Origin of the sequence: Azospirillum sp. TSH64 (assembly GCF_003116035.1) — a bacterium.
In the GTDB taxonomy this organism is placed as follows: Bacteria; Pseudomonadota; Alphaproteobacteria; order Azospirillales; family Azospirillaceae; genus Azospirillum.
On sequence record NZ_LGQW01000015.1, the window covers coordinates 2479611 to 2502371 of the forward strand.

The 22761-nt window shown below is 70.2% G+C and carries 23 protein-coding genes; 10 read left to right on the forward strand and 13 right to left on the reverse strand.

Annotated features, from left to right (window positions below; translation table 11 throughout):
- Nucleotides 1–31: 31 nt before the first annotated feature.
- Nucleotides 32–988 carry an acetyl-CoA carboxylase carboxyltransferase subunit alpha gene (locus tag TSH64_RS12705; RefSeq protein WP_109445410.1) on the reverse strand — a complete coding sequence of 319 codons (957 nt, stop codon included), beginning with the start codon at nt 986–988 and terminating at the stop codon, nt 32–34.
- Nucleotides 989–1181: 193 nt separating this feature from the next.
- Between TSH64_RS12705 and TSH64_RS12710 the strand changes: the two genes are divergently transcribed.
- Nucleotides 1182–1934 carry a class I SAM-dependent methyltransferase gene (locus tag TSH64_RS12710; protein WP_109445411.1) on the forward strand — a complete coding sequence of 251 codons (753 nt, stop codon included), beginning with the start codon at nt 1182–1184 and terminating at the stop codon, nt 1932–1934.
- 35 nt (nt 1935–1969) lie between these two features.
- Here the strand turns inward: TSH64_RS12710 and aceB are convergent, their stop codons facing one another.
- Entirely contained in the window at nt 1970–3574 is a 1605-nt protein-coding gene (gene aceB / locus TSH64_RS12715; RefSeq protein ID WP_109445412.1) for a malate synthase A, read from the reverse strand.
- Between the two features lie 90 nt (nt 3575–3664).
- Nucleotides 3665–4705 (reverse strand): phage shock protein operon transcriptional activator, encoded by a 1041-nt coding sequence (gene pspF, locus TSH64_RS12720; protein WP_199237549.1) that lies wholly within the window; start codon nt 4703–4705, stop codon nt 3665–3667.
- Between the two features lie 179 nt (nt 4706–4884).
- Here pspF and TSH64_RS35845 point away from each other — a divergent pair, with 179 nt between their 5' ends.
- From TSH64_RS35845 to pspC, 4 genes are all read left to right on the forward strand, one after another.
- On the forward strand, nt 4885–5049 hold the full coding sequence (locus tag TSH64_RS35845; protein WP_199237550.1) for a hypothetical protein: 165 nt from the start codon (nt 4885–4887) through the stop codon (nt 5047–5049).
- Nucleotides 5050–5066: 17 nt separating this feature from the next.
- Nucleotides 5067–5738 (forward strand): phage shock protein PspA, encoded by a 672-nt coding sequence (gene pspA, locus TSH64_RS12725; RefSeq protein ID WP_109445414.1) that lies wholly within the window; start codon nt 5067–5069, stop codon nt 5736–5738.
- An 81-nt stretch (nt 5739–5819) separates the two neighbouring features.
- Nucleotides 5820–6047 (forward strand): envelope stress response membrane protein PspB, encoded by a 228-nt coding sequence (pspB, locus tag TSH64_RS12730; protein ID WP_109051986.1) that lies wholly within the window; start codon nt 5820–5822, stop codon nt 6045–6047.
- A gap of 62 nt (nt 6048–6109) precedes the next feature.
- Entirely contained in the window at nt 6110–6511 is a 402-nt protein-coding gene (gene pspC / locus TSH64_RS12735; protein ID WP_109445415.1) for an envelope stress response membrane protein PspC, read from the forward strand.
- A 69-nt stretch (nt 6512–6580) separates the two neighbouring features.
- Here pspC and TSH64_RS36620 read toward each other — a convergent pair whose 3' ends face one another.
- The gene (locus tag TSH64_RS36620; protein WP_256379242.1) at nt 6581–6709 is read right to left on the reverse strand and encodes a hypothetical protein; all 129 of its coding nucleotides are present in this window, start codon (nt 6707–6709) and stop codon (nt 6581–6583) included.
- A 269-nt stretch (nt 6710–6978) separates the two neighbouring features.
- Between TSH64_RS36620 and TSH64_RS12740 the strand changes: the two genes are divergently transcribed.
- Nucleotides 6979–7545, forward strand: coding sequence for an MAPEG family protein (locus TSH64_RS12740; protein WP_109445416.1), 567 nt, complete (start codon nt 6979–6981; stop codon nt 7543–7545).
- On the opposite strand, the gene TSH64_RS12745 is transcribed toward TSH64_RS12740, so the two are convergent.
- Together TSH64_RS12745 and TSH64_RS12750 are read right to left on the reverse strand one after the other, a co-directional pair.
- The gene (locus tag TSH64_RS12745) at nt 7484–8449 is read right to left on the reverse strand and encodes a glycosyltransferase family A protein (protein ID WP_109445417.1); all 966 of its coding nucleotides are present in this window, start codon (nt 8447–8449) and stop codon (nt 7484–7486) included. The genes TSH64_RS12740 and TSH64_RS12745 overlap by 62 nt on opposite strands.
- Entirely contained in the window at nt 8446–9855 is a 1410-nt protein-coding gene (locus TSH64_RS12750) for an O-antigen polymerase (RefSeq protein ID WP_109051990.1), read from the reverse strand. Before TSH64_RS12750 ends, TSH64_RS12745 begins: the two co-directional genes overlap by 4 nt.
- A 352-nt stretch (nt 9856–10207) precedes the next feature.
- Here TSH64_RS12750 and TSH64_RS12755 point away from each other — a divergent pair, with 352 nt between their 5' ends.
- Entirely contained in the window at nt 10208–12043 is a 1836-nt protein-coding gene (locus TSH64_RS12755; protein ID WP_247872912.1) for a right-handed parallel beta-helix repeat-containing protein, read from the forward strand.
- Between the two features lie 132 nt (nt 12044–12175).
- On the opposite strand, the gene TSH64_RS12760 is transcribed toward TSH64_RS12755, so the two are convergent.
- From TSH64_RS12760 to hemC, 4 genes are all read right to left on the reverse strand, one after another.
- Nucleotides 12176–13522: a heme biosynthesis HemY N-terminal domain-containing protein gene (locus TSH64_RS12760; protein ID WP_109445419.1), complete on the reverse strand. Its 1347-nt coding sequence runs from the start codon at nt 13520–13522 to the stop codon at nt 12176–12178.
- Complete coding sequence (locus tag TSH64_RS12765) at nt 13519–15273, reverse strand: mitofilin family membrane protein (protein ID WP_109445420.1); 1755 nt, start codon at nt 15271–15273, stop codon at nt 13519–13521. Before TSH64_RS12765 ends, TSH64_RS12760 begins: the two co-directional genes overlap by 4 nt.
- A gap of 135 nt (nt 15274–15408) precedes the next feature.
- Entirely contained in the window at nt 15409–16176 is a 768-nt protein-coding gene (locus TSH64_RS12770) for a uroporphyrinogen-III synthase (protein WP_109445421.1), read from the reverse strand.
- A 26-nt stretch (nt 16177–16202) separates the two neighbouring features.
- Complete coding sequence (gene hemC / locus TSH64_RS12775) at nt 16203–17141, reverse strand: hydroxymethylbilane synthase (RefSeq protein ID WP_109445422.1); 939 nt, start codon at nt 17139–17141, stop codon at nt 16203–16205.
- 156 nt (nt 17142–17297) lie between these two features.
- Between hemC and tsaD the strand changes: the two genes are divergently transcribed.
- The 3 genes from tsaD to TSH64_RS12790 all read left to right on the forward strand — a co-directional run bounded on the left by tsaD (nt 17298) and on the right by TSH64_RS12790 (nt 20000).
- Nucleotides 17298–18383, forward strand: coding sequence for a tRNA (adenosine(37)-N6)-threonylcarbamoyltransferase complex transferase subunit TsaD (gene tsaD / locus TSH64_RS12780; RefSeq protein ID WP_109445423.1), 1086 nt, complete (start codon nt 17298–17300; stop codon nt 18381–18383).
- Between the two features lie 43 nt (nt 18384–18426).
- Entirely contained in the window at nt 18427–19446 is a 1020-nt protein-coding gene (locus TSH64_RS12785; protein ID WP_109445424.1) for an NAD(P)H-dependent glycerol-3-phosphate dehydrogenase, read from the forward strand.
- Between the two features lie 137 nt (nt 19447–19583).
- Nucleotides 19584–20000: a DUF2141 domain-containing protein gene (locus TSH64_RS12790; RefSeq protein ID WP_199237551.1), complete on the forward strand. Its 417-nt coding sequence runs from the start codon at nt 19584–19586 to the stop codon at nt 19998–20000.
- 19 nt (nt 20001–20019) lie between these two features.
- Here TSH64_RS12790 and TSH64_RS12795 read toward each other — a convergent pair whose 3' ends face one another.
- The 3 genes from TSH64_RS12795 to TSH64_RS12805 all read right to left on the reverse strand — a co-directional run bounded on the left by TSH64_RS12795 (nt 20020) and on the right by TSH64_RS12805 (nt 22694).
- Entirely contained in the window at nt 20020–20814 is a 795-nt protein-coding gene (locus TSH64_RS12795) for a methyltransferase domain-containing protein (RefSeq protein ID WP_109445426.1), read from the reverse strand.
- A 90-nt stretch (nt 20815–20904) separates the two neighbouring features.
- Nucleotides 20905–21093, reverse strand: a complete 189-nt coding sequence (locus tag TSH64_RS12800) for a hypothetical protein (RefSeq protein WP_109445427.1) — start codon at nt 21091–21093, stop codon at nt 20905–20907.
- A 119-nt stretch (nt 21094–21212) separates the two neighbouring features.
- Complete coding sequence (locus tag TSH64_RS12805; protein WP_109445428.1) at nt 21213–22694, reverse strand: HAMP domain-containing sensor histidine kinase; 1482 nt, start codon at nt 22692–22694, stop codon at nt 21213–21215.
- Nucleotides 22695–22761 lie beyond the last annotated feature (67 nt).

Sequence of the window (22761 nt, forward strand, 5' to 3'; positions counted from 1 at the left end):
TGCGGGGGAGGGCCGCACAGGGCTTCGGGCTTCAGCCCAGGCCCTTCTGCCCCATCTCCAGGAACTTCTCGCGGCGCTTGGCGCGCAGGGTGACGCCGTCCAGCCCGTCCATTTCGCCCAGCGACTCCTCGATGCAGTCGCCCAGCTTCCTGATCGTCTCGGCCGGGTCGCGGTGGGCGCCGCCGATGGGCTCGCTCACCACATGGTCGATGACGCCCAGTTCCTTCAGGTCCTGGCTGATCAGGCGCAGCGCGATGGCCGCCTCGCCCGCCATGTCGGAGCTGCGCCACAGGATCGACGCGCAGCCTTCCGGCGAGATCACCGAATAGATCGCGTGTTCCAGCATCAGCACGCGGTCGGCGGTGGCGATCGCGATGGCGCCGCCCGAGCCGCCTTCGCCGATGACCGAGGCGACCATCGGCACGTTCAGCCGCAGGCAGCGCTCGATGCTCTTGGCGATGGCCTCGGCCTGGCCGCGCTCCTCCGCCTGGACGCCGGGGAAGGCGCCGGCGGTGTCGACCAGCGAGACCACCGGCAGCTTGAAGCGGTCGGCCAGATCCATCAGGCGCTGGGCCTTGCGGTAGCCTTCCGGCTTCGCCATGCCGAAATTGTGGCGGACGCGCGTTTCGGTGTCGTTGCCCTTCTCCTGGCCGATCACCACCACGGACCGGCCGCGGAAGCGACCCAGACCGCCGATGACCGCACGGTCCTCGGCGAAATGGCGGTCGCCGGCCAGCGGCGTGAAGTCCTCGATCAGGCCATGCACATAGTCCAGGCAGTGCGGCCGATTGGGGTGGCGGGCCACCTGTACCTTCTGCGCGGGCGTGAGCTTGGCGTAGGTCTGCCGCAGGAGCTTGTCGACCTTGGCCTGCAGCTTGGCGACCTCGTCGGCGATGTTGATGTCGCCGGCGTTGGTCAGATGCCGCAACTCCTCGATCTTGCCTTCAAGCTCGGCGATGGGCTTTTCGAATTCCAGGAAGGTCTGCATGCCGGACACAGGTGGTTGGCGAGGCGCACGAAAAATCGCGCGCTTGGTAGCACGCCCGGCGCGCCTGCGCCACAGCGGAAAGATGCGGGGCACCCCGGGAAGGGTTCCGCGACGAACCCACAGGGTTTATCCTCATCCGCCGGGAAATTCCAAGCCTAATCGTTGTCCCGGTTGATCGAGGCGATCCCACCCCATGCGCTCCTTCAAGGACCATTTCTCCGGCCATGCCGGCGACTACCGCGCCTTCCGGCCGAGCTATCCGCCCGGATTGGCAGCCGCCCTGGCCGATGCGGCACCGGCGCGCGGGTTGGCCTGGGACGTCGGCTGCGGCAACGGGCAGTTCTCCGTGGCGCTGGCCGGGCAGTTCGCGGCGGTCCAGGCCACCGACGCCAGCGCGGAGCAGATCGCGCAAGGCCAAGCGCATGACCGCGTCCGCTATGCCGTCGCCCCGGCGGAGCAAAGCGGCCTCCCCGACGGCTGCTGCGACCTGATCGTCGCGGCGCAGGCGGCGCACTGGTTCGACCTCGGGCGCTTCTATGCCGAGGTGCGGCGGGTGGCGAAGCCGGGGGCGGCGGTGGCGCTGGTCTGCTACGGCCGCCAGTGGCTGGACGATCCCGTTCTGGATCCGGTGGTGGAGCGGTTCCACAACGGCACGCTGGGGCCTTACTGGCCGGCCGACCGCTGGAAGGTGATCGAGGGCTATCGCGGCATGGACTTCCCGTTTCCGGAACTGCCGGTGCCGCCGCTGGCGATGGAGGCGGCGTGGCCGCTGCCGCGGCTGCTCGGCTACATGAACACCTGGTCGGGGGTGAAGGCGGCGACCAGGGCGCTGGGCAGCAACCCGCTGGAGGAGTTTGCCGAGGAGATCGCGCCGCTGTGGGGCGACCCGGAGACCGAGCGGCGGATCCGCTGGCCGCTGACGGTCCGGCTGGGGCGGCTGGGGTAGGGGGCGTTGCGTCCCCCTCCTTGACGCTTCGCCTTTTACGCTCCCTCCGCCACCACCCGCTCATAGGCCGGCAGGGTCAGGAAGTCGGTGAAGTCCTCCCGCGCGACCAGATCGCGGAACAGGGCCGCGGCGTCGGTGTAGCGGCCCCCGGCGTAGGCTTCGGCGCCGACGCGGGCCTTCCAGGCCGACAGCTCCCCGGCGATGACGCGGTCGACGAGGTCCAGCGTCACGGCCTGACCGTCGTCCAGCGCGGTGCCGGTGTGGAGCCATTGCCAGAGCTGGGTGCGGCTGATCTCCGCCGTGGCGGCGTCCTCCATCAGGTTGAACAGCGGGACACAGCCCTGGCCGCGCAGCCACGCCTCGATATAGCCGATGCCGACCGCCACATTGTTGCGCAGGCCCGCCTCGGTCTTCGGCCCGGCGGGCACCGCCAGCAGGTCGGCGGCGGTGACGCTCACGTCGGTGCGCTTGCGGGCGATCTGGTTCGGCGTCGGCATGTAGGCGTCGAACACCTCGCGCGCCACCGGGACCAGCCCGGGATGTGCGACCCAGGTGCCGTCATGGCCGTTGGACGCCTCGCGCTCCTTGTCGGCGCGCACGCGGGAGAAGGCGACCTCGTTGGCCTCCGGGTTGTCCTTGACCGGGATGAAGGCGGCCATGCCGCCGATGGCCGGCGCGTTGCGGCGGTGGCAGGTCTTGACCGCCAGCTGGCTGTAGGCCGACAGGAAGGGGGTGGCCATCGTCACCTCCGCCCGGTCGGGCATGACGGCGGCGGGGTCCTTGCGGAACTTCTTGATGAAGCTGAAGATATAGTCCCAGCGGCCGCAGTTCAGGCCGGCGGAATGCTCGCGCAGCTCATACAGGATCTCGTCCATCTCGAAGGCGGCGAGGATGGTCTCGATCAGCACCGTCGCCTTGATCGAGCCGTGCGGCAGATGGAGATACTCCTCCGCCACCAGGAAGACCTCGCGCCACAGCCGCGCCTCGAAATGGCTTTCCAGCTTGGGCAGGTAGAAATAGGGGCCGCTGCCGCGCGCCAGCAGCTCCTTGGCGTTGTGGAAAACATGCAGGCCGAAGTCGAACAGCGCGCCCGACATCGGCTCGCCGTCCATCAGCACATGGCGCTCCTCCAGATGCCAGCCGCGCGGCCGGACCTTGAGCACGGCGGTCTTGTCTCCGAGGCGGTATTTCTTCCCGCTGGCCGGATCCTCGTGGGCGATGGTCCGGCGCACCGCGTCGCGGATGTTGATCTGCCCCTCGACCAGATTGGTCCAGGTCGGGCAGGTGGCATCCTCGTAATCGGCCATGAAGAGCTTGGCGCCGCTGTTCAGCGCGTTGATGACCATCTTGCGGTCGACCGGGCCGGTGATCTCCACCCGGCGGTCGAGCAGGTCGACGGGCAGCGGGCTGATCGTCCAGTCGGCGTCGCGGATCGCGCGGGTTTCCGGCAGGAAGTCGGGCTTGTGGCCCTGGTCGAGCAATGCCTGCCGCTTGGTCCGCACATCCAGCAGCCGCAGCCGTTCGCCGCCGAAGCGCCCCTCCAGCTCCGCTAGAAAGGCCATCGCCTCCGGCGTCAGGATCTCCTCGAAACCGGGCTTGATCGGACCGCGGACCTCAAGACCCGACATGCTGGTGACCATCGTGCTGCTCCCCATCCCGTATCGTGGCGAACCGCTCTGCCGGCGGTTGGCAACTGGTATAACACGGCAAACGAGCAGCCCGGGGACGGCCTAAGGTCGCAGATGGGCCGGCGGGATCAGCCCGTGCTTCTTCAGCATGCCGCGCAGCTGGTGATAGCCCAGCCCCAGCGACTCGGCGGTCTGGCGCTGGTTGAAGCGGTTGCGCTCCAGCGCATCGCGCAGGATCGATTCCTCGAAAGCGCGGACCTGATCGAGGATGCCGCCATCGAAGACGGGGGCGGCGGTGGGGGCCTGCGTTGTGGGAGGCGCCGCCTCGATGCGTGCCGCCTCTTGGCGTGCATTCGGGGCCGCGGCCGGACGCCAGGGCGACTCGAAGGGGTCGAGGACGATGTGGTCGAGCGGCTCGTCGGGGTCGGCGGCGGCGACGGAGCGCTCCACCGCGTTGCGCAGCTCGCGCACGTTGCCGGGCCAGTCGTGGCCGCGCAGCCGGCAGAGGGCGTCGTCGGTGAAGCCTGGGAACAGCGGGCGCTGCAGCTCGCGCACCATGCCATGGGCGAAATGCTCGGCCAGCGGCGGGATGTCGTCGGGGCGGGCGCGCAGCGGCGGCAGGGTCACCACATCGAAGGCCAGCCGGTCGAGCAGGTCGGCGCGGAAGCGGCCGGCGGCGGCCAGCGCCGGCAGGTCGGCATTGGTGGCGCCGACGACCCGGACATCGACGGTGGCGGTGCGCCCGCCGACCCGCTCGATCTCGCCATACTCGACGGCGCGCAGCAGCTTTTCCTGAACGGCGGGGGAGGCGGTGGCGATCTCGTCGAGGAACAGGGTGCCGCCGTCGGCCTGCTCGATCCGGCCGATCTGCCGGCGGGTGGCGCCGGTGAAGGCCCCGGCCTCATGCCCGAACAGCTCCGAATCCAGCAGCGACTCCGGCAGGGCCGCGCAGTTCACCTTGACGAAGGGGCGGTCCCACCGCTGCGACAGGTAGTGCAGCCGGGCGGCGATCAGCTCCTTGCCGGTCCCGCGCTCGCCGATCACCAGCACCGGCCGTTCCAGCGGCGCCACCCGCGACACATGCGCCAGCGCCGCCAGGAAGGCGGGCGATTCGCCGAGCAGGGAAGGCGGAGTGGCGGACATCGTGGATTTTGCCAATGGTTCGCTGATTTGACGACTATATCGTCCAAATGGCGATGCGGCAATCCACGGGTTTGAGCAGTGCGAACTGCCCGATGTCCAGGCGTTCCAACGGGTTGGAGCCTTTTCGGCCGAACTGGCACGGCGGTTGCGATAGCTCTGTCATGGCAAGGAGGTCATCCATGAGCGACTTCAGCGATTTCCGCCGCCGCTACGGCGGTGACCGCTTCACCGCGTCGCAGGGGCGCCCGCTGGCGCGCCGCGTGCGCAACTATCTCGCCACCCGGCCGGCCGAAAGCTGGCTGTTCTTCTTCGCCGGCATCGTCGCCGGCGCCATCCTCGGCTGATTGACGGGACACCTATCATGAGCATCTTTTCGCGCCTGACCGACATCGTGCAGTCGAACCTCAACTCCCTGCTCGACCGCGCCGAGGAGCCGGAGAAGCTGATCCGCCTGATCATCCAGGAGATGGAAGACACGCTGGTCGAGGTGCGCTCCTCCACCGTCAAGATCATCGCGGAGAAGAAGGAGATCGAACGCCGCGTCGCCGATCTCCGCCGCGAGCGCGACGAGTGGGACCGCAAGGCCGAGGTGGCACTGACCGCCGGCCGCGAGGATCTCGCCAAGGGCGCCCTGATGGCCAAGTCGAAGGTCGCCGAGCAGGCCGACACGCTGACCGAACAGCTGGTGCAGGTCGAAGCGGCCCTGTCCAAGGCCAACGAGGACATCGGCCGCCTGCAGGCCAAGCTGGCCGACGCCAAGGCCCGCGAGAAGGCGCTGGTGGCCCGCACCCAGACCGCGGCCAACCGCGTCAAGGTGCGCGGCGCTCTGCATGACGAGCGCATCAACGAGGCGCTGTCGCGCTTCGAGCAGGTCGAGCGCAACCTGGACGAGCTGGAGGGCCGCGTCGAGTCCTACGACATCGGCCGCACCAAGAGCCTGACCGAGGAGATCGCCGAACTTGAGGCGAGCCAGAAGGTCGAGGAGGATCTGGCCGCGCTGAAGGCCCGTGTCGCCGCCCGCCGCAACGGCTGACGGCGGATCGGACCCGGCCGCCGGGGTGGGGCGGTGACGCCCCACCCACTCCCCTCACGACAATAAGAAGGCCCGACGACCATGGGGTTCCTGGGTTTCGTCCTTGCGGTGCTGTTCCTGGTGGTGGTGGCGCCGGTCTGGATCGTCTTCCACTACATCACCAAATGGCGCTCGCAGCGCGGGCTGTCCGCGCAGGACGAACGGCTTCTGGCCGAACTGTGGGAAATCTCCAACCGGCTGGAGACTCGCGTCCATGCGCTGGAACGCGTGCTGGACGCCGAGGCGCCGAACTGGCGCAACAAGCTGTGACGGTGGTTCGCCGGCTGTAGCGCGCCTTTTCAGGCAGTTTCATTCAATATTTGGGAGGAGTCATGGACCGCGCGTCCCCTTACGACTCGCCGAATCCGCACCGGCTCTACCGCGACCCGCAGCGCGGGGTGCTGGGCGGGGTGTGCACGGGCATCGCCGATTACTTCGGGATGCAGCCGGGCGTCGTCCGGCTGGCGATGCTGGTCGCCCTGTTCTTCTTTTCGGTGCCGCTGGTGATCGCCTATGTCATCGCGCTGATCGTGCTGCCGGTGCGTCCGCCGCAGCTGTACCGCGATGCCGAGGAAGAGGCGTTCTGGCGGACGGTGTCGACCAAGCCCGACCGCTCGCTCGCGGGCCTGACCCAGCGCTTCCGCGACATGGAGAAGCGGATCGTTGGGATGGAAGCCTACGTCGCCTCGAAGGAATTCGAGCTGAACCGCGCGATCCGCGATCTGGATCGCTGATTGCCTCAGAGATTGCCTCAGAATGAGCCGGTCCGCCGATCCCCGACCGGGGTCGGGGGGCCGGTGACGTCAGCGCCGCTGGCGGCGCCGGTCGCGGACGCGGATCGGAATCGGTTTGGGCGTCGGCATCGTGGCGATCAGACCGGCCAACGCCGCAGCCGTCGCCACCGCACCACCCAGCAGAACGAGATCCATCATAGGCCCTCCACCATCGAGATCCCCGCGTTCACCCACATGGTGAAGCAGATGGTTACAACATGGTAGCGAAAAGAGTGACTGACAACATCTCCGCCCATTGCGGTCGCCCCTAGGTCACACCGCCAGGGGACACCGGAGGCGGCGTCCGGGCCTTGATCCAAATCACGGGCTGGGCCGTTATTGGTCGAAAGGACAGAGCGCCGTCTTTTCCAGATGGGAAGGGGCAGGCGCTTTGTCGAATCGCCGCCCTTTGACGGAGCCCCGCGCGCATGTCCGACAGCAGCCTTCAACACAGCGCCTCCCGCCGGCGCAAATCCCTGCTCCGCGGTGCTTTGATGCTGAACGGGGCGTCGGTGGTGGTGACGGCGCTGCTGTTCGTCCTGCTGCTGTCGCTGGTGGCGCCGCCGATGGGGCTGAACGCGCCCGGCGCGCGGATGGCGCTGTGGGCCCGGCTGGCTCTGTGGCCGGCGCTGCTGCTGTTCGGCATGGTCGCCGGCGTGATGGCGATGCGCGGCCGCAGCCAGGCCTTCAACCCGATCGAGGATCCCGAGTCGCGCGGCCAACGCGTCTGCCAGCGGGTGCTGGCCAACAGCGTGGAACAGTCCGCCATCTTCGTCCCGGCTCTGGCAGCCCTGGTCGCCACCCTGCCGCAGCCCTCGCTGGGAGCGGCGGTGGTGGCGACCGGCCTGTTCGTGCTGGGGCGGCTGCTGTTCTGGGCGGGGTATCTGGTGCATCCCTTCGCGCGGGCGCCGGGCATGGCGATGACGCTGACCGTCAATCTGATCGTGCTGGGCTGGGCCGTTCTGCTGCAACTGGGCGGGATGCAGCCCGGCTGACGGGCTTGTCCGCAGATTTTCTTTCCAGTGGGGCAGCGCTGGCCGGGGCCGCGGTCTTCGCCAGTTGCAGCCAGCGATTATAGGCCTCCACACTGACCGGCGCCCGGTGCTTCCGCCCGATGCGGACGATCTCCGGCAGGGCCAGCAGCACCTTCAGATCGGTCAGGCGTGGGCCGTTGCGCAGGTTCTTCCAGCTGTTGCCGGCCCAGCTGCGCGCCAGCCGCCACGCCATCAACGACGACGGGCAGCGCGCCACCTCGCGGATCAGGTCGTTGCGGTGGTTGTAGAAGCGCTCCATCCCCGGCTTGCGGCCCTTCTCGCTCTTGTCGTGGTAGACCATGACGTCGGGCAAGGCGACGACGCGGTAGCCGGCGCCGACCAGCCGCAGGCAGCGGTCCTTCTCCTCGCCCTGGCGGTAGAGCTCCGGCATGTAGAGACCGACCTGCTCCACGGCGCTGCGCCGCAGCAGATGGCCGCAGCCGACATACCAGGGCACGTCGAACGGAGCGGCGCCCTTGGGAAAATAGACCAGCCCGTCGCGCGTCTCGATGTTGCAGGCGACGGCGGCGACCTCCGGATTCTCCTCCAGATAGGCGACGCAGCGGGCGAGCCCGTCCGGATCCTCGAACCAGCTGTCGTCGTCGACAGACAGGATGCAGTCGCCGGTGGTGTTCACGAAACCGAAGTTGCGGGCCAGGATCAGCCCGCTATTGTGCGGCTGGCGGACGTAGCGGACGGTGGGGAACTCCGCCCGCATCATGGCGCCGGTGCCGTCGCTGGAGCCGTCGTCGATGACGATGATCTCCATCGGCGGGGTGGTCTGGTTCATCAGCCGGGTCAGCGCGATGCGCAGCTCCGGCCCGCGGTTGTAGGTGGCGATGACGGCGCTGACGCTCAGCGTCATGACGGCCTCCTTCCGACGTAATTGGGCGGTGCCACCACCGGGCGAAGCGGGTCGTCGTCCAGGATGCCCCAGGCGCGGAGCGCGCGGGTCAGCCCGATCCACAGCAGGATCGGCAGCAGCGAGAAGAAGCCGAACTTCACGATGGTGATGTTGCCGTCGCGGAACCATTGCAGGCACAGCGGCAGGAAGGCGCAATAGAACAGCACGGCATAGCGGTTGCGGAATCCGCTGGTCCAGAACCAGCGGTGCAGGCGGCCGAGGATCAGGCCGACCACCACCATGGTGACGATCATGCCGATCCAGCCGGCGCTCATCCAGCCGTCGCCCGGCAGCGAGGTGGTCAGGTTGTAGAAGACGCCGTAGTCGTTCAGATCCACCCACTTCACCGGCGCGCCCACCGGCTTTCCCGGCCACAGCAGGCGGGGGATCGGTTCGGTGAACAGCTGCAGATACTGGGTGAACCAAGTGTAGGTCGCAGATTGCTTCGGCACCACCCACAGGATGTAGGCGAGGAAGTCGAAGTTGGCGAGATCCTGGCCGGCCAGCGCGTCGAGCGCCCGGCCGCTGCCGCTGCCGCCGTTGAACTTCAGCAGGACGGAGGCGGGCGCGTCGCCGGCCAGCACGTCGCGGAAGGCGTCGCGGTTGTTGCCCAGCACGGTGAACAGCCCCATCACCGGGATGGCCGCCAGCACATGCCACAGCCGGAACCATTTGGTGCGGCTGCGGTACAGCATCAGCAGCACCAGACCCAGGATGCCCATGATGATGGCCCAGCGGCCCCAGCCCAGATAGGCGCGGTAGGCGACGAAGCCGGCGAAGGGGATGAAGGACAGCGGGTGGAAGCGGCAGACCCAGATCAGCCCCAGCGTCAGCGGCAGGCCCATCGAATGGGCCTCCGCGATGTAGCCGGTGGTGTTGGTGTAGATCGGCTGGCCGGTCAGCGGGTCGCGCTCCATCTGCACGTCGCCGGTGCCGTCGAAGCTGGCGCCGCCCTGGCGCTGGACCGCCGAATAGATGGCGAGCGGACCCAGCAGCGCCGCGGTGGTCAGGAAGGCGACGATGTCGACGCGGTCGAAGGTGAAGGCCGGCGCCGGCTCGCCGTTCGGGGTCCAGTCGGGCCGGACCAGACCCGCCCAGATGCAGGCGGCGGAAAAAGCGATCAACGCCACCGAACTGACCACCAGCGTCATGACGAACTGCTGCTCGCTCGGCCAGAATCCCATGAACAGCCAGACATCGTCGAAATGCTGGGTATGGACCAGGATCGGTCGCATGACGAAGACCAGGGTGTGGAAGATCAGGTACAGCGTCAGCGGATGGAACATCGACGCGCTGCCGGAGCTGAGGTACACCGCGGTCACCAGCACCAGCACCAGGACCTGCGCGATCAGCGCCATTTCGATCATCGGCAAACCGTCCCCGGTTGTAGGCTCCGCCTGGACAGACGGGCGCTCCGCAGGCAAACGGGTACGACCGGCCGGTCAGGCTAGGATGAAAAGCCAGCCTATACGTCCCGTCCCGGTCGGGCAGGTGTGCAGAGGGCGTGGCCCCTTCGCACCCGCACACCCCCTTCGCGCTTTTGCCGGTGCGGTTGGCCTGGGTCAGTCTCCCCCCTTCGGCGGCATCTGCCGCTGTCTTTGAGGAGGTTCTCCCATGTTCCGTTCCCAACCTCGTCTTCGGAGTGGAGCGGCCCAAATCCTGCCTCGGGTTCTGCTGACGTCCGCGTTTCTGCTGACCGCCGCCGGATGGGGGCCGGCGATGGCGGCACAGACCAGTTCCAATGAGACGACCTTCTACGTCTCGCCCACCGGCAACGACCGCTGGTCGGGGCGCCTTGCCCAACCGTCGGCCGACGGGCGCGACGGTCCGTTCGCCACGCCGGCCCGTGCGCTGGCCGCCGCCAAGGGAAGCGGGCCGGCGACCGTGCGGCTGCACGGCGGCACCTATCGGCTGACCGCCCCGCTGGTGGTGGATGCGTCGCTGCCGGGGCTGCGGCTGGCCGCGGTGGACGGCGAGCAGCCGGTGCTGTCGGGGGGCGAGGCGGTCGGTGGCGCGCAGACGGCCAACGGCGTGCTGTCGGCGCCGCTGGCCCGCGATCCGGCGCTGGACGTGTCCATCGGCGGGCAGCGCCTGGACGCGGCACGCGGCGGCGATTTCACGCCCGGCGATCCGCGCAGCGGCTGGTTCCCGGCCAAGGCTGTGCAGTCCGATCCCAAGAGCCAGGGGAGCAAGCGGCAGATGCGGCTGCCTCCCGGCCTGCTGAAGGCCGGCTGGTCTGGGCCGGGGGTGCGGGCGCAGGCGCTGGACCGCGAACGTCTGTCCGACGATTTGCTGGGGGTGGTGTCGGCCGACCCCGGCGGGCTGCTGAGCTTCGACGGCGACGGGCAGTATCCGTACCGCGACGGTTCGACCGTGCGGTTGCTCGGCCATCCCGATTTCCTGACGCGGCCGGGCGAATTCGCCTGGGACGCCAGGGCGAAGCGCCTGCTGGTCAAGCCGCCGACCGGGTTGAACGCCGCCGGGGCGGATCTGGTGGTGGCGCGGCAGCCGGTGCTGCTGCGGCTGGACAATGCCCGCAACGTGTCGGTCGAGGGGCTGACCTTCACCGACGTGCCGTGGGACGGCAACGCGGTGGTGGTGAAGGGCGGCAGCGGGGCACGGGTCGCCGGCAACCGCTTCGCCCTGGTCGGCACCGCGGTGATGCTGGACGGCGCCAGCCGGACCGAGGTGTCGGGCAACCGGATGGAGCATCTCGGCCGCTCCGGCGTGGTGCTGGCGCCCGGCAGCAGCGACAACCGCATCCTCGCCAACCGCATCAGCGACATCGGCGAGGTGCGCTTCTTCAGCGGCGGGGTGATGGGCGCCGGCATCCGCAACACGCTGATCGCCCACAACGACATCCGGCGGTCTGCCCGCTACGGCATCTCGATCAAGAACTGGAACCCGCAGACGGTGAACAGCGACAACACCATCGAGTTCAACCGCATCCGCGACACCGCGCGCCAGACCGCCGACGCCGGCGCCATCGAGATGCTGGGCCGCAGCGGCAACGACACCCGCAGCGTCGTCCGCTTCAACGACATCCGCGACACCGGTGGGCTCGCCACCGATGCGCAGGGGCGCTGGCTGGCCCGCTACAAGGGGTTCGGCATCTATCTCGACGACATGACCAGCGGCGTGACGGTGCAGGGCAATCTGCTGGAGAACACCGGGATGGCGGCGATCTTCCTGCATGGCGGCGACAACAACCGGGTGGCCGACAACATCACGGTGATGAACGACGGCAAGGACCGCTTCCTGCGGCTGGAATGGGTGCCCAGCGCCGGACAGGCCGGGCGGATGCACGGCAATGTCGCCGACGGCAATGTGGTGGCCGGCCCGTCGCCGAAGGAGCAGCTCGTCAACAGCCTGTCGGGCGGCGAGTACCGCATCGACAACACCCGGCTGGAGAGTGCCGCACCGGTCGCCGAGACCGCCGGCATCGCCGGTGCTGCCCGGGCCGCGGCCCCACCGGCGGGCGGTCGTCTGCTGGACCGCCTGCTGGCGATGAAGGAGTTGCCGCTGGACCGCGTCGGTCCGGAGGGGATGCGGTAGGGCTGCGATGCTCGGTGGGGAGATCGCAGGCGCGGTGGACGGGAGACCGCCGACGCCTGCGTCTGTCCCATAAAGAAAAAGCGCCCTTCCCGGTGGGGAAGGGCGCTTTTTCTCGTGCTCTGCAACGATCCCTTACGCGGTCGCCGGACGGGCCAGCGCCGGGGGGATGTCGGTCGGTTCCATCACCGGGACGGCCACCGTCGGGGTCTTCCAGGTCAGGCTGTCGAAGGCGCCGCAATGGCCGCACAGGCCACCCCAATTGTGGCTGACCGCTCCGCAGGAGCCGCAGGTCCACACCGGATCCTCCGGCGCGGCGGCCTGGGCCAGCCAGTCCTTCGCCGCCTCCTCGTCATGGCGCTCGCCGCGGTCCAGCTCGGCCATCAGGCGGTAGGTGCGGCGGGTCGGGCCGATCTCCATGGCGCGGTTCAGGTGCTGGCGCGCCTCGCCCCACAGCTGGGCCTCGATGGCGGCCTGGGCGACGGCGAGGTGGGACTCGGCCGAATCGGGGGCCTGACGCACCAGCTTCTGGAACAGGCGGACACGGGTCAGCGCGTCATAGCTGGACACGATGGTCCGGTAGATGTCGGCCAGTTCCGGATGCGGCGCGTGGCGCCACGCCCGCTCGACCACCTTGGCGGCTGGCTTCAGCCGGTCGGCGGCGACCTGGAGGCGGGCCAGCCGCACGGCGGCGGGGGCGAAGCCCGGCATCATGTCGTGCGCCGCCTGGGCGTGCGACAGGGCGGCGTCGGCACGGCCGCGGCGCTCCGCCTCGAAGCTGCGCTCCAGCAGCAGGACGGCGCGGTGGCGGCGGCCCTCCTCGGTCGGGATGGCCCCGCTCTGGATCGCCTGTTGCAGGGTGCCCTCGGCCGCAGCCCAGTCGCCGGCCTGCGCCTCCAGGTCATAGAGCGTGCTGAGCAGCCAAGGCGTGTTGGGCTGGAGCCCGCGCGCCTTGCGGGCGAGGTTCAGAGCCTCCACCCGGTCGCCCGACTTGATCGCCTGAGTCAGCAGCCCGCGCATGCCGAGGAAGGCGGTTTCCGGCCGTTCCAGCATCGCTTCGAAATACTGGCGGGCGGCGCGCTCGTCGCCCTGCAGCTGGGCGGCCTGGGCCGACAGCAGCATGGTCAGCGGCGGCTCGTTCAGCAGGCCGTCGGCCTTGCGCGCCATCTTGCGCGCCGTCGGCGCGTCGCCGGCGGCGATGGCGACCATGCCCTGGGTCAGGGCGCGGTAGCCGCGCTCGCGGCGGCGGGCCCGGCTGTGGCGGCGCAGCCGCTGCGGCGTGCGGATGACGCCACGCAGCAGGCGGTAGCCCAGCGCCGCGATGCCCAGCGCCGCCAGCGTGACCAGCAGGGCGACCCAGAAGGGTGCCTCGACGGCGTAGCCCAGCCAATGGACGCTGACGGTGCCGGGACGGTCGGCAAGCCAGATCGCGGCGGCGATGACCACCGCGACCTTCAGAAGGAACCAGAGGGCGCGGATCATTGGGCCGTCCCCTTCCCGCCGGCGGCGGTGGTCATCAGGGCGATGGCGCGGTCGTTCAGCTGGCGTGCGGCCTGATCGGCGGCCACGCGCGCCTTGGCGTCGGCCAGCCACGGAGCGGCGGTCTGGGCGGCCGGACCCTGGAGGGTCGACAGCTCCTCCACCGCCTTGGCCAGGTTGCCGGCGGAGAGAGCGGCCTCGGCGCGGGCGACGACGGCGTCGGCGGTGGTGCCGACAACCCCACCGCCCTCACGGCGCACGGTGACCAGGGTGGACAGCTTGCCGACCGCCGAGTCGATCCAGCTGTTGCCCTCGCCGCGGATTTCAGCGCGGACGATCTCGCCGGCCAGCGGCTGGAAGCGGTCGGTCAGCTGGGCGCGGGTCGGGATGCCCTTGGCGGCATAGGGCGCCACGGCGTCGAGCGGCTGGGTCACGCCGGCATCGGCGATGTTGAGCGCGCGGACCGCCTGGAGATCCTGCTGAAACGGCTGCCCGCCCGACAGGGAGGCGCGCAGCTGACCGGCGGCCAGCACCAGCGCCTGGGCGGCGGTGGCGGCGTCCTGCCGCTCGCTGACGGCCTGATTGACGCTGGTGACCTGCTGCTTCAGCGAGTCGACCTCACCACGCAGCTCCTGCGCGGCCTGGGCGTTGCCGGAAGCGGCGGTGACCTTCTGCTCCAGGGCGGCGAGGCGGTCGGCCAGCGCCTTCTGGGCATCGGCGGCGCTGGCGGCGGCGCCGGTGTCCGGGGTGGCGGCCGGGCGCTTCTCCAGCGCATCGATCCGCTGGGTCAGCGCGGAGACGTCGACGCTGGCGCTGCCGTTGCCGGCGGCGGCCGGACGCTGCTCCAGCTTGCCGAGGCGGTCGGCCAGCTGCTGGATCTGCGAGCGCAGCGCCGGGTCGGCCGGCGCGGGCGCGGCGCCGGAGGCGGCGGGCGGCGGGGCTGCCGGCCAGCCGGGCAGGGCCGGACCCCACCAGGGCTCCGACAGGGCGGCGGCGCCGACCAGCAGGGCCACGACCGAGAGCGCGGTGGCGAAACCGCCGCCGGAACGCGGCTCCTCGATATAGGACGGGGTGGGGGCGATGGTCGGACGCACCGGCTCGGCATCGGCGCTGCGGCTGTAGCCCGCGCTGCCGGTGCTGCCGGACGGCGTCCAGCTGGTGGTCGAAGAGGTCGTCTTCGTCCCGCCCGACTTGATGGAATCCGTCTTCGTGTCTTCGGCCTTCTCCGCGTCGCTCTTCGGCAGGTCGCCCAGGCTGTCGGTGGCGCCGATGGGCGTTGCCGGTGGGATCAGGGCGTCGGCGGATTGCAGCTCAGTCACCGCACCGGCGGTCGCGCTGGGGGCCGGGGTGTCGGCGTCGGAGATGGTGCCGGGAATGGTGTCGGCCGGGGAGGCGGCCGGGATCGGCTCGACCACCGGAACCACGTCGATCGTGGTAGCGGGCGGGATGATGACGGCGGCCGCGGAGGCATCCGCCGGACGGTCCTCGCTGGGGGTCGCCGCGTCCAGGTCGGCGTCGTCCAGCTTGATGCGGTGCTTGGCGGCGGCGGCGCGCAGGTCGGCATGGCGGGCGAGCGGGATGGCGCCGCGCTTCTTCCAGCCCTGGACCGTCGTCACCGGGGTGTCCAGCTTGTGGGCCATCGGGCGGATGCCGCCGAAACGTTCGACGATGCGGTCGACCGCCGCATTGCCGGTGTTGGCGCCGTCGCCGTCACGGTCGGTGCCGGGGCGTTCGGAGCCTGGACGAGAGGTCATGGGCTGTACCTTCGGTTCGCTGTTGTTCGTTGTAACGTCACAGCCCCCTGACCGGTCCCCCTCGTCCCCCGTACGGCTGAGCCGACCATCCGGAAGCACCGGAGGCGTAAGCCGTACGGCCGGACCGCGCCGGGGTTACCCGGCGACCGGCAACAGATCGAGCAGGGAGTCCTGCTCCGGCCGAGCCGCCACCCGTACGCTTCGCCACGGCATCTCTCCCTGTCCGCCGTACGCACGGGCAGCCTCCGCGACCGCGGGGCTGAGGCAGAACGCATCGACCGTACGACAACAGTCGACCAGCCCCGCCTCGGCCAGCAGCCTAACAAAGGATGTTGCGGTACGGGGAGAGAAAAACAACACGCCGTCGAGTGCGGACGTACGCAAAAATGTCGCGGTATCCTCCGAGAGGGTTAGCGCGGGTACGGCATCGTACATCACGCTGCGCCGCAGCGTGAAACCGGCCGCCCCCAGCAGGCCGGCAAGGTCGCCCGCTACCTTGCTTCCCGCCACATGCAGGAGCGTCCCGGCGGACGGATCGCGCAGCGAGCGCACCCGCTCGGCCAGCGCGTACACGTCGCCCGACGCACTGTCGACGTCGGCGAAGCCGGCCGCCCGCGCCGCCCGCGCCGTGGCGTCCCCGACGGCTTGCACCGGACGGTCACGCCGGCTCGTACGTTTGGCGTAGGCGCGTACGCCGTTTGCGCTGGTGAACAGCAGCGCCTGTACGTCCGATAGGTCGGGTTCCGGCCCGTCGAGCCAGACCATCGACAGCATCGGCTCCACCGCCACCGCATGGCCGAGCGCCTCCAGCCGGCGGACCAGCGGCTCGGCATCCTCCGCCGGACGGGTCACCAGCAGGCGCGTACGGGGGCGGCGGGGCGGTTCGGGCTGCTTTTCCGTCATGCGGAAAACCTGACCGGAGCGGGGGATCAGTGGGGGGCGGCGACGAAGAAATCGGGCGGCAGCTGCGCCCGGATCTCGGTGCCGGCATCGCTGCCGAGCGACTCGGCCTCGTCCGGCCGTCCGCGGCGCTCGGTCCGGAAGATGATGCTGCCGTCATGCGACAGCACCTTGGCGCGCAGATGCAGCCCGTCGCCGTCCAGCATCGCCAACGCCGCGATGGGCGTGCGGCAGGAGCCGTCCAGCGCGGCCAGCAGAGCGCGCTCCGCCGTGACGCGGACCATGGTCTCATCGCAGTTCAGCGGAGCCAGCAGGGCGCGGGTGGCGTCGTCGTCGCTGCGGATCTCGATGCCGATGGCGCCCTGGGCCACCGCCGGCAGCATGGTTTCCGGTTCCAGCACCGCGGTGATGCGGTCGGTCAGGCCGAGGCGGCGCAGGCCGGCCAGCGCCAGCAGGGTGGCGTCGACCTCGCCGGCGTCCAGCTTGGACAGGCGGGTCTGCACGTTGCCGCGCAGCGGGAAGATCGTCAGGTCGGGACGAAGTTCCAGGACCTGGGCCTGGCGGCGCAGGCCGGCGGTGCCGACCACCGCGCCCGGCGGCAGATCGGCCAGCCCACAGCCGGTGCGCGAGAAGAAGGCGTCGCGCGGATCCTCGCGCGGCAGCAGGGTGGCGATCTCCAGCCCGTCGGGAAGCTGGGTCGGCACGTCCTTCATCGAATGGACGGCAAGGTCGGCGCGGCCGTCGAACAGCGCCTCCTCCAGTTCCTTGGTGAACAGGCCCTTGCCGCCCGCTTCCGCCAGGGTGCGGTCGAGGATGCGGTCGCCGGTGGTCTTGAAGACGACGATCTCGATGGCGCCGGGCGCGGCGAGATGCGGATGGGCAGCGATCAGGCGGTCGCGGGTTTCATGGGCCTGCGCCAGCGCCAGCGGGCTGCCGCGCGTCCCGATACGGAGCGGGTGGGTCGTCATAGGGCGTGTTCTAGGGGATCCGCGCAGCTTTGCAAGGATTCGTCGGCTCCTCATACATAAGATTGAGGCGGATCAAATTTCATGCGCGTGGGTGGGTGCCGGGCCGCCCGCAACTCCATCCTGTACCCGGACCGCCAAGGCGGCTAATTTGGCGCCATGATCGTTCTTGGAATCGAAACGAGCTGCGACGAGACGGCCGCCGCAATCGTCACCGACGCGCGCGAAATCCGCGCCGACGTCGTGCTGTCGCAGCTGGACGACCACACGCCCTATGGCGGTGTCGTCCCGGAAATCGCCGCCCGCGCCCATCTGGAACATCTGGACGGGCTGATCCGCCGCGCCATGGACGAGGCCGGGATCGGCTTCGGCGACCTCGATGCGGTGGCGGCCACCGGCGGGCCGGGGCTGATCGGCGGCGTCATCGTCGGCGTGATGACCGCCAAGGCCATCGCCGCAGCGCGCGGGCTGCCCTTCGTCGCGGTGAACCATCTGGAAGGCCACGCGCTGACCGCGCGGCTGACCGACAATGTCGCCTTTCCCTACCTGCTGCTGCTGGTGTCGGGCGGACATTGCCAGCTTCTGGCGGTCGAGGGCGTTGGGCGCTACCGCCGGCTCGGCACCACCATCGACGATGCGGTCGGCGAGGCGTTCGACAAGACCGCCAAGCTGCTGGGGCTGGGCTATCCCGGCGGGCCGCTGGTGGAGAAGGCGGCGGCGCGCGCCACCGACCCGGCGCGCTTCGAGCTGCCGCGGCCGATGCTGGGGCGTCCGGGCTGCGACTTCTCCTTCTCCGGGCTGAAGACTGCGGTGCGGCGTCATGTGGAGGAGTTGGGCGTCCTGTCGGGCGGCGTGCTGTCGGATGCGGATCGCGACGATCTCGCCGCCGCCTTCCAGGCGACGGTGGCGGAGGTGCTGGCCGACCGTTGCGCCCGTGCCATCCGCCGCTTCAAGGAGGACCATCCGCAGGGCGGCGCCCTGGTGGTCGCCGGCGGCGTGGCGGCCAACAAGGCGATCCGCAGCCGGCTGTCGATCCTTGCAGAAAAACAGGGCATGCCGTTCGTCGCCCCACCGCTGCGCCTGTGCACCGACAATGCGGCGATGATCGCCTGGGCCGGGATCGAGCGCTTCCGCATGGGCGAGAGCGACCCGCTGAACTTCGCCCCCCGTCCGCGCTGGCCGCTGGACCCGAACGCGGCGCCGGTGATCGGGCGTGCAGGCGTGGGTGCGGGGGTGAAGGCGTGATGGACGCGCACTTATCCTTTTCTTCCCGCGTAGGTGACCTGCCATGAGTGCCTTGCCCATCTCCACCCTCAACCGCATCGGCGTCGTCGGCGGTGGCGCCTGGGGTACGGCATTGGCGCTGGCGGCGTTGCGGGCCGGGCGGGAGACGGTGCTGTGGGCGCGCGAGCCGGCGGTGGTGGAGGCGATGAGCATCCGCCGCGAGAACCGCGACTATCTTCCCGGCGTGCCGCTGCCCGATGCGCTGCGGGTCACCGGCGAGCTGGCCAATCTCGGCGGCTGCGACGCGGTGCTGCTGGTGTCGCCGGCCCAGCATGCGCGCAGCGTCACCGCGCGGCTGGCGCCAATTCTGAAGCCGGGGGCGCCGGTCGTCGTCTGCGCCAAGGGGATCGAGCTGGACAGCCACGCGCTGATGAGCGAGGCGGTGGCGGCGTCGCTGCCGGCCGGCAATCCGGTGGCGATCCTGTCCGGTCCGACCTTCGCGGCGGAGGTGGCGCGCGGGCTGCCGACGGCGGTGACGCTGGCCTGTGCCGACCATGACCTCGGCACGGCGCTGGTCGCGGCGCTGGGCAGCCGTACCTTCCGTCCCTACCGCTCGGACGATGTCGTCGGCTCGCAGATCGGCGGGGCGGTGAAGAATGTGCTGGCCATCGCCTGCGGCGTGGTCGAGGGGCGGCGGCTCGGCGACAATGCGCGGGCGGCGCTGATCACCCGCGGGCTGGCGGAGATCACCCGGCTGGCGCTGGCGCTCGGCGGCCGGGCGGAGACGCTGATGGGGCTGTCGGGGCTGGGCGACCTGACGCTGACCTGCTCCAGCCTGCAGTCGCGCAACATGTCGCTGGGGGCGGCCCTGGGCGAAGGCAAGGCGCTGGCCGAGATCCTGGCGGTGCGCCGGACGGTGGCGGAGGGCGTCTATACCGCCGCCGCGGTGGTCGGGCTGGCGGCGAAGTTGGGCGTCGACATGCCGATCTGCGCCGCCGTCGACGCCATCCTGAACCGCGGCGCCGGGCTGGACGAGACCATCGACGGGCTGCTGTCGCGGCCGTTCCGCGGAGAGGGCGTCTAAGGGACGGGCTGATCTGCGGTCGTCATGGTCGCGTACTGTACCGCGAAGCACCCGGCCGGTCGGGTGCCGCCAGGGGAGAACGGGGAATGACGGCACGGCGACGGTTCACAAGTTGGTTCACAAGGACGATTGCCCCGGTGGCGCTGCTGGCGCTGGCCGCCTTGGGATCGGGCGCGGGAACCGCTGCGGCCGGGGAACTCCGCGCAACCGTCCGCAACGTCAAGCCCAACCAGGGCAAGGTGATGGTCGCGCTGTTCGACAGCGCCGAGGCGCAGAAGGCGAAGGCGCCGCGCGCCGGCTATTTCGTCGCGGCGCTGGGGACCGAGGTGCAGGTGGTGTTTCCGGACCTGCCGGCCGGGCGCTATGGGCTGATCGCCTTCCAGGATCTCGACAACAATGGGGAGATGGCCACCGGCCTGTTCGGCATCCCGGCCGAACCGCACGGCTTCAGCCGTTCCGCCCGCGGCAGCTTCGGCCCGCCGGGCTTCGACGATTATGCCGTGGCGGTCGGGGCCTCCGGCGTCGCGACGACGGAGATCCGGCTGGTCGAGTGATGGGCCGGCAGCGGAGTCCTCACACCTGCGCCAGCAGGAACAGCCACTTGGTCGGGATCAAGGCGCCGCCGCTGGAATGTTCGGGATAGGCGGTCTCCAGCCGGCGGCGGTAGGCGGCAAGGAAGCCGTCGAGGTCGGGGCCGGCCAGACGGTCCATCACCGGAACCAGCGCCGACTGGTGCAGCCATTGCAGAAGCGGCACGTCGCCGTCGAGCGCGTGGAAATACTCGGTCTCCCAAAGGTCGATCACGGCGCCTTGGGGAGACAGCCAGTCATAATAGTCCTGGGCGTCGTGGCCGGGGCTTTCCGTCTGCTCCGCCGCGGCCCAGGCATCGTGCAGCCGGTCCGACCATGGGCCGTCGGCAGCGGTTTCCAGCAGCAGGCGGTGGGCGGTCTGGGACTGCGGGCGGGGCAGGGCGACGGCCAGGACGCCGCCGGGGCCGAGCGATTGCAGCAGGTCGGGGAACAGCCGTTCGTGCCCGCCCAGATGGTGGAGCCCGCCGACGGAGATGATGAGGTCCACCGGCCAGCGCGGGCGCCATTCGCCGAGATCGGCCTGCTGGTAGCGCACGCGCGACGGCGTGTCGGCGGCCCAGCGCAGCATCGCCGGGGAATGGTCGACCGCCAGCACGTTGGCCTGGGGCCAGCGCGCCGCCAGCAGCCGGGACAGCTGTCCGGCTCCGCAGCAGAGATCGACGACGGTGTGCGGCATCGGGGAGAAGGGAAGCGCCGCCGTCAAATCCATGACGGGACGGCGGCGCAGGACATCGATGGTCGCGAAGGCGTCGGGGTCCGCCCTTGTTGCCCATGTCATAGAGCATGTCATGTGGCACCCGCTTCGTTGGGCGCCTGCCCCCCGGGTGGTTCACCCGGCCTTCGCGTTACCGGTCGCTTGGCGCGACGGTCAGTAGGTGGAGCCCAGACGGTCGAAATAACGGCCGATCGACGCGAAGATGAAGAGCACGCAGCCGAGGAAAACGATCAGGCCGCCGGCCGCGAAGGCTTCGTCCGCCGCGCGCGAGGAGGCGAGCAGCCCGACGAAGGCCATGATGCCGGCGAGGATGGGGTTGATCCAGAAGGAGAAGGCTTGCACGTCGCGGAGTCCTTTCAGAACAAGGCGTTGGCGGTGGGGAAGCGCCCGCCTCCCGCCCCGCCGGGCTGCTCGCGAACGCTTCGGCTTTGAAGGAATTCTGCGGGACGAACCCGGCAGAATCAATGCGACACAAACGACTTGTGCGCTGCAACGGCTACAGCACCGGTGTCCGCATTGCATTGCGGTATGTCAAGGGCGAAGGCCGTTCCGGCGGCGTCGCTTTCCACCAGCCGCAACTCACCGCCATGGGCGCGCAGCAGCTCCCGCGCGATGGCGAGGCCAAGGCCGACGCCGCCGGCCCGCGCCGAGCCGGCGAAGGGCTGGAACAGGTTCTCCCGCGCCCGCGGCGCAAGTCCGGGGCCGTTGTCGGCGACGGTCAGGGTCAGACGGTCGGCTTGCCCGGCCTGGATGGAGAGACGCACCCGGTCGGCGCCGGCCTGCACCGCGTTGCGGCCGAGATTGACGAGCGCACGGCCAAGCTGGGCGGCATCGACCTGCGCCAGCGTGCCGGCGGGGATGTCGTTGACCCAGTCCGCTTCCACCCGGCCGCCGTCGGGCCGGGCGGTGGCGAGAACCTCGGCCCCGACCTCCTCCACCAGCCGGTGCAGGTCTGTCGGAGCGGGAGAGAGCGGCAGGACGCCGTCGCGGGTGAAGGATAGGGTCTGGCTGCACAGCTCCACCGCCCGGTCCAGCGAGGCGACCAGCCGTGGCGTCACCCGCCGCACCTCCGGATCGGCACTCTCGGTCAGCCGCTCCGACAGGAGGGAGGCGGTGGACAGGATGCCGCGCAGGTCGTGGTTGATCTTCGCCACCGCGGTGCCGAGCGTGGCGAGCCGCTCGCGCTGGCGCAGGGCGGCGCGCACCGTGCCCTGCATGGCGGCCAGTTCGCGCTCCGCCACGCCGATCTCGTCGGCGCGGGTGCCGGGCACCAGCGGCGGGGCGCCGTCGGGGTCGCGGCGGAAGGCGACCACCCCGGCGGTCAGCCGCCGCATCGGCCGCACCAGCAGGGCATGCAGCGTGACATAGACCAGGATCGCCGCGATCAGCGAGATGGCGACCGACACCGCCAGGATGCGGCGGGAGAAGTCGAGCATGGCATCGATCAGCGGCCGCTCGTCCATCGTCACCTCGACGCGCTGGGCCGGGTCGTTGGGCGACCGGTCGATCACCCGGATCACCCGGTTGCGCTGCGGCCCGATGCCGCTCGCCAGGGCGCCTTCCAGGGCGAGCCACAGGGCGTTGCCGGCATCGACGAACTGCATGCCCATGCCAGTGCCGCGCAGGTCGTACACCGCATCGGCCTGCGGCGGCATCGGGCGCGACAGCATGTAGACGCGGGCACCCGGCTGGATCAGGTCGATGACGTGGGTGCCGGTGTAGGCCAGCAGCTTGGCCTGCAATTCCTTCGTCACCATCAGGTCGGGGGCCGCCTCCACCGACAAGGCGGCGATGTGGGCGGCAGCCAGCCGCTCCTCCAGGTAGCTCATCCGGAAGCGCGCGATGGAGGGGGCGTAGATCAGCACCTCCGCCAGCAGCACGAACAGGATGGTGAGCAGCAGGAGCTTGGCCGACAGGCTGGTCGCGACGATGGGACGGGGCATGGTGGCTCGCAATGTGCCGGATGTGCTGGCGGAGAGGGCGCGTGACCTTACGCGCCGGACAGTCATC

Bases quoted from the DNA above. Each gene is read 5' to 3' on its own strand.
- TSH64_RS12705 (WP_109445410.1), bottom strand. From the start codon at position 988: ATGCAGACCTTCCTGGAATTCGAAAAGCCCATCGCCGAGCTTGAAGGC.
- TSH64_RS12710 (WP_109445411.1), top strand. From the start codon at position 1,182: ATGCGCTCCTTCAAGGACCATTTCTCCGGCCATGCCGGCGACTACCGC.
- aceB (WP_109445412.1), bottom strand. From the start codon at position 3,574: ATGGTCACCAGCATGTCGGGTCTTGAGGTCCGCGGTCCGATCAAGCCC.
- pspF (WP_199237549.1), bottom strand. From the start codon at position 4,705: ATGTCCGCCACTCCGCCTTCCCTGCTCGGCGAATCGCCCGCCTTCCTG.
- TSH64_RS35845 (WP_199237550.1), top strand. From the start codon at position 4,885: ATGAGCGACTTCAGCGATTTCCGCCGCCGCTACGGCGGTGACCGCTTC.
- pspA (WP_109445414.1), top strand. From the start codon at position 5,067: ATGAGCATCTTTTCGCGCCTGACCGACATCGTGCAGTCGAACCTCAAC.
- pspB (WP_109051986.1), top strand. From the start codon at position 5,820: ATGGGGTTCCTGGGTTTCGTCCTTGCGGTGCTGTTCCTGGTGGTGGTG.
- pspC (WP_109445415.1), top strand. From the start codon at position 6,110: ATGGACCGCGCGTCCCCTTACGACTCGCCGAATCCGCACCGGCTCTAC.
- TSH64_RS36620 (WP_256379242.1), bottom strand. From the start codon at position 6,709: ATGATGGATCTCGTTCTGCTGGGTGGTGCGGTGGCGACGGCTGCGGCG.
- TSH64_RS12740 (WP_109445416.1), top strand. From the start codon at position 6,979: ATGTCCGACAGCAGCCTTCAACACAGCGCCTCCCGCCGGCGCAAATCC.
- TSH64_RS12745 (WP_109445417.1), bottom strand. From the start codon at position 8,449: ATGACGCTGAGCGTCAGCGCCGTCATCGCCACCTACAACCGCGGGCCG.
- TSH64_RS12750 (WP_109051990.1), bottom strand. From the start codon at position 9,855: ATGATCGAAATGGCGCTGATCGCGCAGGTCCTGGTGCTGGTGCTGGTG.
- TSH64_RS12755 (WP_247872912.1), top strand. From the start codon at position 10,208: ATGGCGGCACAGACCAGTTCCAATGAGACGACCTTCTACGTCTCGCCC.
- TSH64_RS12760 (WP_109445419.1), bottom strand. From the start codon at position 13,522: ATGATCCGCGCCCTCTGGTTCCTTCTGAAGGTCGCGGTGGTCATCGCC.
- TSH64_RS12765 (WP_109445420.1), bottom strand. From the start codon at position 15,273: ATGACCTCTCGTCCAGGCTCCGAACGCCCCGGCACCGACCGTGACGGC.
- TSH64_RS12770 (WP_109445421.1), bottom strand. From the start codon at position 16,176: ATGACGGAAAAGCAGCCCGAACCGCCCCGCCGCCCCCGTACGCGCCTG.
- hemC (WP_109445422.1), bottom strand. From the start codon at position 17,141: ATGACGACCCACCCGCTCCGTATCGGGACGCGCGGCAGCCCGCTGGCG.
- tsaD (WP_109445423.1), top strand. From the start codon at position 17,298: ATGATCGTTCTTGGAATCGAAACGAGCTGCGACGAGACGGCCGCCGCA.
- TSH64_RS12785 (WP_109445424.1), top strand. From the start codon at position 18,427: ATGAGTGCCTTGCCCATCTCCACCCTCAACCGCATCGGCGTCGTCGGC.
- TSH64_RS12795 (WP_109445426.1), bottom strand. From the start codon at position 20,814: ATGACATGGGCAACAAGGGCGGACCCCGACGCCTTCGCGACCATCGAT.
- TSH64_RS12805 (WP_109445428.1), bottom strand. From the start codon at position 22,694: ATGCCCCGTCCCATCGTCGCGACCAGCCTGTCGGCCAAGCTCCTGCTG.